Source organism: Bradyrhizobium sp. S69 (genome assembly GCF_009766005.1).
Lineage (GTDB): Bacteria > Pseudomonadota > Alphaproteobacteria > Rhizobiales > Xanthobacteraceae > Bradyrhizobium.
The window spans coordinates 34,394-45,978 of record NZ_LMUK01000050.1; the positions used below are offsets into that span (position 1 = coordinate 34,394).

General features: G+C 63.5%; 9 protein-coding genes. 3 read left to right on the forward strand and 6 right to left on the reverse strand.

The window, feature by feature from the left end:
- Positions 1-672, reverse strand: a 672-nt coding sequence (locus GSQ88_RS28630; RefSeq protein WP_159011153.1) for a sulfate transporter family protein, incomplete at its 3' end; no start/stop codon positions are given.
- Positions 673-903: 231 nt separating this feature from the next.
- On the opposite strand from GSQ88_RS28630, the gene GSQ88_RS28635 reads away from it, so the two are divergent.
- Both GSQ88_RS28635 and GSQ88_RS28640 read left to right on the forward strand, forming a co-directional pair.
- A complete protein-coding gene (locus GSQ88_RS28635) occupies positions 904-2,082 on the forward strand; it encodes a CaiB/BaiF CoA transferase family protein (RefSeq protein ID WP_159011154.1) in 1,179 nt (392 codons plus the stop codon).
- Complete coding sequence (locus GSQ88_RS28640) at positions 2,079-3,026, forward strand: hydroxymethylglutaryl-CoA lyase (protein WP_159011155.1); 948 nt, start codon at positions 2,079-2,081, stop codon at positions 3,024-3,026. The genes GSQ88_RS28635 and GSQ88_RS28640 overlap by 4 nt, the downstream gene beginning before the upstream one ends.
- Before the next feature lie 893 nt (positions 3,027-3,919).
- Here GSQ88_RS28640 and GSQ88_RS28645 read toward each other — a convergent pair.
- Positions 3,920-4,831, reverse strand: coding sequence for a YiiX/YebB-like N1pC/P60 family cysteine hydrolase (locus GSQ88_RS28645; RefSeq protein ID WP_159011156.1), 912 nt, complete (start codon positions 4,829-4,831; stop codon positions 3,920-3,922).
- Between the two features lie 330 nt (positions 4,832-5,161).
- Here GSQ88_RS28645 and GSQ88_RS28650 point away from each other — a divergent pair, with 330 nt between their 5' ends.
- On the forward strand, positions 5,162-6,592 hold the full coding sequence (locus tag GSQ88_RS28650) for a flavin monoamine oxidase family protein (protein ID WP_159011157.1): 1,431 nt from the start codon (positions 5,162-5,164) through the stop codon (positions 6,590-6,592).
- 153 nt (positions 6,593-6,745) lie between these two features.
- Here the strand turns inward: GSQ88_RS28650 and GSQ88_RS28655 are convergent, their stop codons facing one another.
- The 4 genes from GSQ88_RS28655 to GSQ88_RS28670 form a co-directional block, all read right to left on the reverse strand.
- Entirely contained in the window at positions 6,746-7,687 is a 942-nt protein-coding gene (locus tag GSQ88_RS28655; RefSeq protein WP_159011158.1) for an MBL fold metallo-hydrolase, read from the reverse strand.
- Positions 7,688-7,754: 67 nt separating this feature from the next.
- Positions 7,755-8,525, reverse strand: coding sequence for a sulfite exporter TauE/SafE family protein (locus GSQ88_RS28660; protein WP_159011159.1), 771 nt, complete (start codon positions 8,523-8,525; stop codon positions 7,755-7,757).
- Between the two features lie 52 nt (positions 8,526-8,577).
- Positions 8,578-10,986, reverse strand: a complete 2,409-nt coding sequence (gene pheT / locus GSQ88_RS28665; RefSeq protein WP_159011160.1) for a phenylalanine--tRNA ligase subunit beta — start codon at positions 10,984-10,986, stop codon at positions 8,578-8,580.
- Positions 10,983-11,453: an endonuclease domain-containing protein gene (locus tag GSQ88_RS28670; protein ID WP_159011161.1), complete on the reverse strand. Its 471-nt coding sequence runs from the start codon at positions 11,451-11,453 to the stop codon at positions 10,983-10,985. Before GSQ88_RS28670 ends, pheT begins: the two co-directional genes overlap by 4 nt.
- Positions 11,454-11,585: the final 132 nt, after the last annotated feature.

Sequence of the window (11,585 nt, forward strand, 5' to 3'; positions counted from 1 at the left end):
CATGAACGCCATGCCGAACAGCGGCGTCGCCAGATTGACGATCGGGATCGACACGAATGCCGCGATCACCAGCCCCGCGGCCAAGATGATCCCGGCATTTTGCCGGCGCATCGCCTTGGCCTCGGCCGGCGGGCGAAATCGCATCGCGGCGAGTTCGAAATATTCGCGGCCGAGCAGCCAGGCGGTCGCGATGAAGAAGGCGATGAATCCGATGCCGGCGATGAACACGAACGGCAGCGCGATCAGATAGACCAGGATCGTGAGCAGCGCGAACTTGATGCCTTCGGTGATCGCGATCCCAAACGGCAGCGCCATCCCCGGGCGTTCCGCTGGATAATGCTCGCGCTCGACATGGTCGGCGACGTCGTCGACGAACACGCTCGCCACCAGCGAGGTGATCGCGGGCATCAGGAACACCGCACCCAGCACCACGCCAAGGCCGGCGGCGATCGAGATGATCCAGGCCAGCACGTTGAGCGAGGTGTGGAAGCCGGGACCCAGCATGGCCTCGGCCCAGCCCTGGCCATACACCGCAAGCCAGCTCAACAGCCGCTGCAGGCCGATCGCCAGCACCACGATCAACGCCAGCGCGAGCCCGATCGAGCGCCACAGGATCGAGCGCATCGGCGGCGACAGGATTTGCGATAGCGCCTTGACGGCGGCGTCCAGCATGGTGGTCAGGTCCTCTGCAACACGGTGGCAGAGGTAGAGATGCCCGCCAAGTTAGGCAAGAGCAGGGACGAGCCCAGCCTCAAGCCCCTGCCAACCGGCGGCCACGCATTTGCGTTATGCAGCGGTGAATGGACCGTTCCCCAGATATGATTTTCCAGCGGGATCGTGAACGCCTAATCTGGCCGCGCGGCCAAGGAATTGACCAGGGAATTGACGCATGTGGGAGATCAAATGACTGGGACGGAACTACCCCTCGCGGGCGTGAGGGTCATCGAGATGACCCACATGGTGATGGGGCCGACCTGCGGCATGATCCTGGCGCAACTAGGCGCCGAAATCATCAAGGTCGAACCGCCGGTGGGCGACAAGACCCGCAGCCTGGGCGGCATGGGCACGTCGTTCTTTCCCTTGTTCAACCGCGGCAAAAAAAGCGTCGTGCTCGATTTCGAAAAGGCCGAAGACCGCGACATGATGCACCGGCTGCTGGCCAGCGCCGACGTGTTCCTGGAAAATTTTCGCGACGGACAACTGGAAAAACAGGGCCTCGGCACCGAGCAATTGCGTCGCAAATATCCGGATCTGATCGTCGCAGGCCACAAGGGCTTCCTGTCCGGCCCTTACGAGCATCGGCCGGCGCTGGATGAGGTGGTGCAGATGATGTCGGGCCTTGCCGCGATGACCGGCACCCGCGACAAGCCGCAGCGCGTCGGCTCCTCGGCCAACGACATCATGGGCGGCATGTTCGGCGTGATCTCGATCCTGGCGGCGCTCTACCAGAAGCGCGGCGGCGTCACCGGCGGCGCCGACATTCGCATCGGCCTGTTCGAGAATTGCCTGTTTCTCGTGGCCCAGCACATGGTCGAATATGAGATGACCGGCAACAAGCCGCGCTCGATGCCGGAACGGGAACATGCGTGGCCGATCTACGATATTTTCGACACCGCGGGTGGCGAGCGTATTTTCATCGGCGTGGTGACCGAAGGCCACTGGCAGAGCTTTTGCCGGGAATTCGGCCTGAAGGAATTTTCCGAAGATCCGACATTGAGCAACACCACCGAACGGATCATGGCGCGCGGGAGAATCTTGCCGCGTGTTGCCGAGGAGATCAAACGCTGGGACGTCACTGAGCTCTCGGCGAAACTCGACCGGCTCAACATCTGCTTCTCGCCGATCAACCGCCCGGAAGATCTGTTGAGCGATCCCCACGTGCTGCGCCCGGGCGGCCTGGTCAACAACATCAATGCGGACGGCAAGCCGTTTCGGGTTCCCGCACTTCCGGTGCAGTGGAACGGCAGCAATCTCGGTGAGGGGCTCACGGTGCCGGTGCTCGGCGCCGACACCGCGGCGGTTCGCGCCGAACTCGAAAATCAGAACTCTCCCATCAGCAAGGTCGTACGGAGGCCCGCATGACGAAACTTCAAGAGATTTACCCCAGCGATCGCGTGACCCTGCGCGAGGTCGGCTTGCGTGACGGCTTGCAACTGGTGAAGAAACTTCCTTCGACCGAGGCCAAGCAACGCTGGGTGCGCGATGAATATGCCGCCGGCGTGCGGCATTTCGAGGTCGGCTCGTTTCTGCCCGCCAAAACCTTTCCGCAATTCGTCGATGTGCGCGATGTGATCGCGACCATCGCGTCGCTGCCGGGCGCGCATGGCATCGCGCTGACGCTCAATGAACGCGGCGTCAACGAAGCCTTGGCCTCCGGCGTGGCCGAAGTGGCGATCGTGGTCTCGGCGACCGAAGAACACAGCCAGGCCAATGCCAACCGCTCGCGCGATTCCGCCGTCGCCAACGTCAAGCGCCTGTGCGAATTGCGCGATGCCAGTTCGCACAGACCGATCGTCAATGCCGCGATCTCGATGGCGCTGGGATGCTCGATCGTCGGCCCGGTCGATCCGAAAGAAGTGATCCGGCTGGCGGAAAAATTATATGAAGCCGGTGTCGACATGGTCGCCGTCGCCGACACCGTCGGCTATGCCGGCCCGAAACAGGTCGGCGAGTTGACCAAAGCCGTGGTCAGGATCGCCGGATCGAAGCCGGTCTGCGTTCACTTGCACGACACCAGGGGCATGGGCATTGCGAACGCGTCGGCCGCACTTGATGCCGGCGCGCGGGTTCTCGACGGCTCGCTCGGCGGCCTCGGCGGCTGCCCGTTCGCGCCGGGCGCGACCGGCAATGTCGTGTTCGAGGATCTGGTGTTTCTGTGCGAGAGCAAGGGATTTTCAACCGGCATTGATATCGACCGGCTGGTCGCCGTGCGCTCGATCCTGAAAGCGGAAATGCCCGGCGAACAACTCTATGGCGGATTGGCGCGCGCCGGATTGCCCGAGAGGAAGTCGGCGGTCGCGGCCTGACGCGCAGAAGAGGCAGCGTCATCCTGAGAGGCTGTGAAACTATCTCGGGCGTCATCCTGAGGTGCGAGCGCTTGCGAGCCTCGAAGGATGGTGTTCAGCGCAGTGCGTTCGGCCATCCTTCGAGGCGCGCAAGAAAGAGCGCGCACCTCAGGATGACGCAGCACGCGTTGCATCCGCAAATAAAACTTGACAGCATTTTTTGATTTGCCCGTCGTGCCAATGTGTCGCAGCGGATCATGGTTGATCGCGAGGGCAAATCAGCTTCACTTCTATGGCCATCCCACCCGACGAGAGGGGCGTTGCGCACGTCACGACACGCGGGGTGGGATGCAATGGACGCGGATGCGCTTTTGACGAACAGCGCGTGATGCGGACGGCAAAGTCGTGTGGTCCTGACGCCCCAATGGCAGGTGTCAAGTCGGCGATGATACTTCGTATCACGCGGGCGACGGTGACAAACAAGCTCTGGTCTCACCGGGGAGAGCACGGAATAAGCTGTAAAACCATTGCGCAGGGAAGGCCGGACTGCTTCCGCTGAACCTGTATGCTCGTGTGCGTTTTCTATTCTGCTTTTGCACGCGAGACCGCGGGTGCAGCGCGCACCCGGTCTTCCCTGCGCCCTCTCTTTTCTGGGGCGAACGAATTTGCAAAACTCGGGCGCAACGTGCCGCGAGAATGCGGAGGTACGCCGTGAACTTGCCTAACACTTCTCTGAAGACCTCAAGACGCATACCGCCGTCATCCTGAGGTGCGAGCTCTTGCGAGCCTCGAAGGATGGTGTTCAGCATCGTGCTTGCGGCCATCCTTCGAGGCGCGCAAGAAGGAGCGCGCACCTCAGGATGACGGCGGAGCCGTTGCGCGGCGTTCGCCGCGGCGACGAAAGGATGACAAACCTACGCCGCGAGCTCGTGGTGCTCCACCGGCATCGCCTCAAGCGAGCCGCGCGCTACTTCTTCAGCTGGAAGCGGCGTTTCTTGGTCAGTCGCTTCAGGAACAAGGGGCGGAGAAAGCGTCGCTTCTGGAAACACCCCGAATTCGCCGGCTACCTCCCGGAGCGGCTTCTGCTTATCGGCCCAGTGCAAGGCGGTGTAATCGAAGCCGTGCACGATGGTGGGTTTGACGACTTCGAAATAGGGCGAGATATCGAAATCGCGCGGCATGTAGAGCGAAGAATCGCGGATGTGCAGGATCTCGCGCCGGGCCTTCCTTGTGGCGGCGCGGGTGATCCTGGGCAGGATGGGATAGCGCACGGCGTCGAAGGCCTGCGCGATCAGGGCCGAGCAGATGATCTTGGTCGGATCGCCGGAGCCGAATGCGATCATGCGCCGCCGCCAGCGCTGCGGTATCGGCAGCGGGATCAGAAAGCGCATCAGATCGACGATGTTCTTGGTGTCGTAGCCGAAGCCGATCCGGTTGATGGCGTAACGGCACACCGTGTTGCGGTCCTCGAACGACAGCCCGACCGGGCGGCACAGCCTGGTGTGGTAGGGAAAATATTTCGACAGCGGCGCCGACGTCACGCCTTCGCCGATATTGGCTTCGATCAGGACATGCGGCTCGCCGTCCGGTTCGATCGCGCCATCGATCGGGCCGACAAAAAGCGCCGCATGCGACCAGGTGGACTGCGTGAGATATTTGATGATGCCGGAAACCCGGTTGTTGCCTTCGACCAGCAGCACATCGCCGGGTTCGACGATGCCGCGCAACTGCTCCGGATCGCTCGGCGTGAACGGCTCGTAGCCCGGGACTTCCTTTTGCAGGTACCCCGCGATCCACTTGCCGACGAAATCGAGCACGACGCCCATGGACTAATCCCCCAACGGTCTTTTCGGCCGCCTTTTCCCTTTCTCTAGCATGGTCGAGAGCCGTTGCAATTGGGTTCATACCAGCGGCCAATCAATCATGATTGACTAACCATGATGGTTGCTGGCTGGCCGCGGATACGGCAAGTTCGCCGCCGTCCGGAATGCGGAATTCGCTGCCGTAACCGAGATTTTTGGGCCAGACAAGCATATGATTAAATTGATGTTTTCAGTCAGATTCGCACCCGGCAACGGCGCCGAATGCGCAAGCGTCCATTCCGCATCGTCGCATTTCGCGCCGCGGTCTGTTGCAGCAATTTTGGAAACCATGACATGACAATCACGCGCCGCGATTTCCTGTCGGCGGCCGCGGGCCTTGCAGTGACGCCGGTGCCTGGCGCCCGCGCCGTTGCTGCACCATTGCCGCGCGAGGCCGACATTGTCGTGATCGGCGCGGGGGCGGCCGGCATCGCCGCGGCACGGCGGATTCAGGCGGCGAACCGCAAGGTGATCGTGGTCGAAGCCTCAGGCCAGATCGGCGGCCGCTGCCTCACCGACGCTACGACATTCAGTGTGCCGTTCGACCGCGGCGCGCGCTGGCTGCACAATCCCGACACCAACCCGATGATCAAGCTCGCGCGCACCGTAGGCCTCGACGTCGCTCCCGCAACCCTTGGCCAGAAAATCCGTATCGGCCGCCGCAACGCGCGGGCCGGCGAGACTGAAGAGTTTCTTGCCGCCCTGGTGCGCGCCAACCGCGCCATCGACGATGCCTCGCGCGGCAAGGCCGATGTGTCCTGCGCGTCCGTGCTGCCGAAAGACCTTGGCGATTGGGCGGGGACGGCGGAATTCGTACTGGGCGCCAACGCCACCGGCAAGGACCTGAAGGACCTTTCCGCGATCGACAAGGTGCACGGGCAGGACCGCAATGCCGTGATCGCCTGCCGCCAGGGCCTCGGGACGCTGATCGCGAAACTCGGCGGGGAAGTGCCGCTCGCGTTGTCGACGCCCGCCAACCAGATCGCCTGGAGTGGTCGCGACGTCACGGTCGAGACGCAAGCAGGCAAGATCGCCGCGCGCGCCGCCATCATCACGGTGTCGAGCAACGTGCTGGCCGCTGGCAATATCAAATTCACGCCCGATATCCCCAAGCGCCAGCTCGACGCCGCGTCAAAGCTCAGCCTCGGCAGCTATGACCGCATCGCGTTGCAATTGACCGGCAACCCGCTCGAGCTTGGCCGCGATGACGTCGTGATCGAGCAGAGCAATTCGATGCGCACGGCGCTGCTGTACGCCAATGCAGGATCGTCGTCGCTGTGCTTCATCGATGTCGCAGGCTCGTTCGGCCGCGATCTCACCGCGCAGGGCGAACCTGCGATGGTGGCGTTCGCGGTGGAATGGCTGACGAAATTGTTCGGCAGCGAGATCGCCGCCACCGTCAAGAAAACCAGCGCCACACGCTGGAATGCCGCGCCGTTCATTCTTGGCGCGATGTCGGCGGCGGTGCCCGGAGCGCAGCCGTCGCGAAAAATTCTGACCGAGCCGATCGGCAGCCTGTTCCTGGCCGGCGAGGCGACCCACGAAACCCTGTGGGGCACCGTCGACGGCGCGTGGGAAAGCGGCGAGCGCGCGGCCGACGCGGCGTTACGAAAAATCGGTGCGGTCAAGGATAGCGAGCCCGTGGAGGCGCCGGCCCCGGTCGCAAGACGTCGCCGGCGGGCTGCACCGACCCGGACCGCCGTTCCGTTCTCGCCGATCAATTGATGCGGTGGAATGTAGGGTGGGCAAAGCCACCGGGTCGCGCGAACGCGCGCCCGATGACAGGCTCCGCGTGCCCACCGCGCAACATCGCGATGCGATGTATTATGGTGGGCACGGCGCAAGCGCGCCTTTGCCCACCCTACGCAGCACTTAGGACTACACCGGCAGCTTCAGCTCCATCAAATCCCGGGCGACGATGATGCGGCCGTTGAAATGCTTCTTGGCTTCGCTGCTCCACTGCTCGTCGGTGACATCGAGTTCGCCGGGCACCAGATGGCTCATCACCAGCACCTTGACGTTGGCGGCCTCCGCGATGCGGCCGACGTCCTCGGCGGCGGTGTGGCTGTCGAGCAGATGCTTCTTCAGCGTGGCGCCGTTCTTGACCCTCGTGACCAGGCGATCGACCCAGGGCAGATAAATCGCCTCGTGCACCAGCACGTCGGCGCCCTTGGCGAATTCAGCGAGCTTCGGGTTGTAGTTGGTGTCGCTGGAAAACACGATGGTGCCGTCCGGCGTCTCGAATTTGTAGGCGAAGTTGTCGACGATCGGCGGGTGCGGCGTGCGAAACGCCGTCACCTTCACGTCCGGCGTCTGCAGCACCACGCCGTCCTCGGCAATGTCCTTGGCAATCAGCAGCGGGCGCGGATCGGGCCGGCCTTCGTCGGCGATCCGGGTCTCGACATCGAACTTGTTCAGCTCCCAATAGATCCGGGTCATCTCCTCGATCCCCTTCGGGCCGAACGAATGGATCGGCGTCGAAAGTCCGGCGGCCCAGGCGTTGTAGACGAGGTTGCCATATTCGAGGTTGTGATCGGAATGGTGGTGGCTGATGAAAATATATTTCACCTGCTCGAGCGGGACGCCCGCGTTTACGAGCTGATGGCTGACGCCCATTCCGCAGTCGATCACAAACGGTGTGTCGTTCACCATCACGAGGTTGGCGGGATTGGAGGGTCCAACGCCGACGCGCGGTCCGCCTTTGGTGCCGAGGAACACGATACGTGTGCGCGGCTTTGCCGTTTGCGCGAACACCGCCGGAGCGGCGAACGCGGCGGCGCCGGCGAGCGTCAGTTTCAGTGCATCGCGGCGATCGATCATCGAACGCTCCCCTCAGGCTTGCGGTTGCAACGACCCTTGCGTCACTTCAGCGCGTCGCGCAAGCCTGTCAGCGCAGCACGCCATCGAGCGCCGGCAGCCCGGCAATCGCGGCGGCCGCGATCAGGGCATAACAGATCGCACGGAACAATTTCTCGCTGGCGCGGCCGAACAACTGGCTGCCAAACCAGACGCCGATGCCATAGACCGGTCCGACCAGCAGTGAAAACCGGATCGAATCCGGCGTGATCAATCCTGCGGCCGCATAGCTGACGAGCGAGAAAAAATCCGAAGCGCCGAAAAACAACAGGATGTTGGCGCGTGCGATTACCGGGCCGATCGGCCGGCCGAGCCAATAGCCGACGATCGGCGGGCCGCCGGTCTGCGCCAGTCCGCTGCAAAACCCTGCGAGGCCGCCGATGCCGACAGAGAGCGCCGCATGATCCTTGCCGCGATAGCGCCAGCCCGAGAGCAGCAGCAGCAACAGCGCACCGACAAAGCAGGAGATGATCCAGCGCGTCGTCACCGGATCGAACCGGCTCAGGCACCATGTTCCGATCGGCACGCCGACGAGCGCGCCGGCCACCATCACCGCGGTGGCGTTGCGGTCGGCCTGCCGCCAGGCATTCGGTAACAGCGGCGCGGCGGCGATGAAATCGATTACCAGCAGCAAGGCGGCGACCAGCCGTGGCGCCGCCACGCTGCTGGCCAGCGGCATGAAGATCATCGCCGCGCCGAAGCCGGAAAACCCGCGCGCGGCTCCCGAGACAAAGGCGATCGCGCAAATCGCGAGCGCCACATTGAGGCTGACATCGGCCGGGATGAGCTCGGAAAGGCTCATCTCCACAACATCGGGAGCCGTGCGTCAGATGGAAGCTGGGAAACTTCCAGAATCATGCCCGCAAGCTGCCGCCGGTCTTCTTGGTCACCTCGGCAATGATCTTGGCACCGACCGCGTCGATCTCCTGATCGGTCAGGGTCTTGTCGCGCGGCTGGATCGTCACCGCGATCGCGATCGACTTCTTGCTGTCGTCGATGCCCTTGCCTTCGTAAACGTCGAACACCGTGACGCCGGTAATCAGCTTCTTGTCGACGCCTTGTGCGGCGCGCACGATATCGCCCGCCTTGACGCCGCGATCGACGATGAATGCAAAATCGCGCGACACCGGCTGGAATGCCGACAGATCCAGCACCGGCTTGGCGCGGGTCGGCTTTTGCTTGGCATCGGGAATGCGATCGAGGATCACCTCGAACGCCAGCAACGGCCCGTCGGCATCGAGCGCTTCCAGCGTGCGCGGATGCAGCTCGCCGAAATAGCCCAAAATATTCTGCGGCCCGATCTGGATAGTGCCGGAACGCCCGGGATGCAGCCAGCTCGCGCCACCCGGCACGATCTGCAGCGCCTGCATCGGCGCGCCGGCCGCGGACAGCACCGCGAACGCGTCGGCCTTGGCGTCGAACGCATCGGCATTGGCCGAACCGGACCAGTGCCGCCCGATGCCCTTGCTCGACGCAAAGCCGTGGCGGACGCCGGCGGCGGCGATCAGCTGATCGGCCAGCTTGTCGCCTTTGAAGATCTGGCCGACCTCGAACAGCGCCACATCGGAAAAACCGCGGTCGGAATTGGCTTGTGCCGCGGCAACCAGACCCGGCAGCAGGCTCGGTCGCATATCCGACAGGTCGGACGCGATCGGATTGGCGAGCGCGAGCTCGCTCTGCCCGCCGCCGAACAACTCGGCGTGGGGCTTGGCGATGAACGACCAGGTCACCGCTTCGACCATGCCGCGCGCGGCGAGCGCGCGCTTGGCGCGGCGGGTACGCAGCTGAATGGGCGTGAGGGTCGGCTTGCGCGGCGCGTCGCCGCGCTCGAATGGCGTCATCGGCACCTTGTCGACGCCGACGATGCGCACGATCTCCTCGACGATATCGGCCTTGCCGTGCACGTCGATACGCCAGGACGGCACCGCGATCTTCACGACCGGGCCGGTGCCGGCGACCATGAAGCCGAGATGGCCAAGGATCAGTTTCACCTGCGGCAGCGGCACGTCGATCCCGGCCAGGCGCTTGACCTCAGTCAGCGGAAAATCGATCAGGCGATCTTCGCCGAAGGCGTTGCCGACGACGACGTTCTCCGACGGGGTACCGCCGCACAGCTCCATTACCAGCCGGGTCGCCATCTCCAGCCCCGGCACCATGAACGCCGGATCGACGCCGCGCTCGAACCGATAGCGCGCGTCGGAATTGATGCCGAGCTTGCGGCCGGTCTGCGCGATATTGATCTCGTTCCACAGCGCCGATTCGATCAGCACATCGGTGGTGTTCTCGTCGCAGCCCGAGGCCTCGCCGCCCATGATGCCGGCGAGCGATTCGACGCCGTGATCGTCGGCGATCACGCAGATGCCGGGATCGAGCGTGTAGCTGCGGCCGTCGAGCGCCAGCAGCGTCTCGCCGTCGCGGGCGCGGCGCACAACGAGGTTGCCCTTCACCTTCGCGGCGTCGAACACATGCAGCGGCCGGGCGCGATCGTAGGTCATGAAGTTGGTGATATCGACCAGCGCGTTGATCGGGCGTAAGCCGATCGAAGTCAGGCGTTGCTGCAGCCATTCCGGCGACGGCCCGTTCTTGACGCCGCGCACCAGCCGCAGCGCAAAGCCCGGACAAAGCGTTGCATCCTCGACGGTGACCTGCACCGGGCAGGGGAATTCGCCCTTGATGGCGCGGATAGCGGGATCTTTGTACTTGCCCATGTCGGCGGCGGAAAGGTCGCGCGCGATGCCGTGAACGCCGGTGCAATCCTGCCGGTTCGGCGTCAGGTTGATTTCGATCACGGGATCGCCGAGCCCGGCCCATTGCGCATAGCCGGCGCCGATCGGCGCGTCTTCAGGCAATTCCATGATGCCGTCGTGGTCTTCCGAGATCTGCAACTCAGCCGCCGAGCACAGCATGCCGCGGCTCTCGACGCCGCGGATGGTGCCCACGCCCAGCGTAATGTTCTTGCCGGGAATGAAGGTGCCGGGCGGCGAGAACACGCTGACGAGCCCTGCGCGCGCGTTCGGCGCGCCGCAGACGACCTGCACGGGAGCAGCGCCATTGCCGGTATCCACCATGCAGACCCGCAAGCGGTCGGCATTCGGATGCTGTTCGGCCGAAATCACGCGCGCGATCGAGAACGCCGACAGCGCCTTCGCCTTGTCCTCAATGTGCTCGACCTCGAGCCCGATCATGGTGAGCTTGTCGGCGAGCTTTTCCAGCGGCTCGTCGGTGTCGAGATGCTCTTTCAGCCAGGAGAGGGTGAATTTCATGACTGCGAGCCTCGAATATTGCGGGTGTTCAACGTGATATTTTGCACGGCCTCGCTGTTCCCTCCCCCCTTGTGGGGGAGGGTTAGGGAGGGGGGTAAGCCGCTTGCCCGGGAAGAAACGACTTGCCGGATCGCTTCCACAACACCTTCGAGATTGGACATCACCTGTTCATTGGCGAAGCGCAGAACTTGAAAACCTTCCGACACGAAGAAAGCATCGCGCTTCTCGTCCGCTTTCTGTTGTTCCTCGAAATCATGTGAAGCGCCATCAAGCTCGATAATCACTTTCGCCGAATGGCAGACAAAATCGACGATATAATTTCGAATCGGTGTCTGTCGGCGAAAGCCGAGGCCATCGACCCGGTTAGCTTTCAGGTAACGCCACAGCAAGGTTTCGGCAGGCGTCATAAGTTGGCGAAGCTGCTTCGCTCGGCCGCGTTGGCGTTCCCTGACGGTTGCATGCGGCATTTGCGGCTACCCCCCTCCCTGACCCTCCCCCACAAGGGGGGAGGGAACAGAAAGAGCCTGTCGAGAGGCCGGCACCAGATTGCTCACGAACTCAATCCTCCCGCCAGCGTCGGGACGTCGAGTGGCTTGAAG

Coding starts and splice junctions, on each gene's coding strand:
- GSQ88_RS28670 (WP_159011161.1), bottom strand. CDS start 11,453: ATGCCGCATGCAACCGTCAGGGAACGCCAACGCGGCCGAGCGAAGCAG.
- GSQ88_RS28635 (WP_159011154.1), top strand. CDS start 904: ATGACTGGGACGGAACTACCCCTCGCGGGCGTGAGGGTCATCGAGATG.
- GSQ88_RS28660 (WP_159011159.1), bottom strand. CDS start 8,525: ATGAGCCTTTCCGAGCTCATCCCGGCCGATGTCAGCCTCAATGTGGCG.
- GSQ88_RS28655 (WP_159011158.1), bottom strand. CDS start 7,687: ATGATCGATCGCCGCGATGCACTGAAACTGACGCTCGCCGGCGCCGCC.
- GSQ88_RS28650 (WP_159011157.1), top strand. CDS start 5,162: ATGACAATCACGCGCCGCGATTTCCTGTCGGCGGCCGCGGGCCTTGCA.
- GSQ88_RS28645 (WP_159011156.1), bottom strand. CDS start 4,831: ATGGGCGTCGTGCTCGATTTCGTCGGCAAGTGGATCGCGGGGTACCTG.
- GSQ88_RS28640 (WP_159011155.1), top strand. CDS start 2,079: ATGACGAAACTTCAAGAGATTTACCCCAGCGATCGCGTGACCCTGCGC.
- pheT (WP_159011160.1), bottom strand. CDS start 10,986: ATGAAATTCACCCTCTCCTGGCTGAAAGAGCATCTCGACACCGACGAG.